This is a genomic window from Bacillus sp. NTK074B (assembly GCF_017303375.1).
Lineage (GTDB): Bacteria > Bacillota > Bacilli > Bacillales > Bacillaceae_B > Rossellomorea.
Genome location: NZ_JAFKOH010000048.1, coordinates 1 through 338 on the forward strand (window position 1 = coordinate 1; position 338 = coordinate 338).

Here is a 338-nt window from a genome sequence, read left to right on the forward strand (position 1 = left end):
GCGACGAGGCCAAAGCGCGATACTGGCATCACAGTCCCAATGTCAGTTCCCGATCATGCGTACATTCGCGGCCGGTACGATTGAATCGAGACGGGAAAGGGAGCACATATCTTTGTTCGGTCATCCCAAAAAAAAGGCATTGGAAAATGACCATAAAGTACTTCGCCTACGGTTCCAACATGCTCGAAGGACGCCTGCGACAACGCTGCCCGTCCGCGCGTGTGCTCGCCGTGTCACAGCTCAAGGGTTGGGCACTGTCCATGCATAAACGAAGTAAGGATGGATCGGGCAAGGCGACAATCGCTCCTTCTAGCGAACCGAGTACATCTGTTTTTGGC

1 protein-coding gene is annotated in these 338 nt (G+C 53.8%); it reads left to right on the top strand.

Annotated elements, in window-relative coordinates:
* Nucleotides 1-268: hypothetical protein (locus JI667_RS21395; protein ID WP_206858458.1), on the top strand; the 268-nt coding region annotated here is incomplete at its 5' end.
* Nucleotides 269-338: the final 70 nt, after the last annotated feature.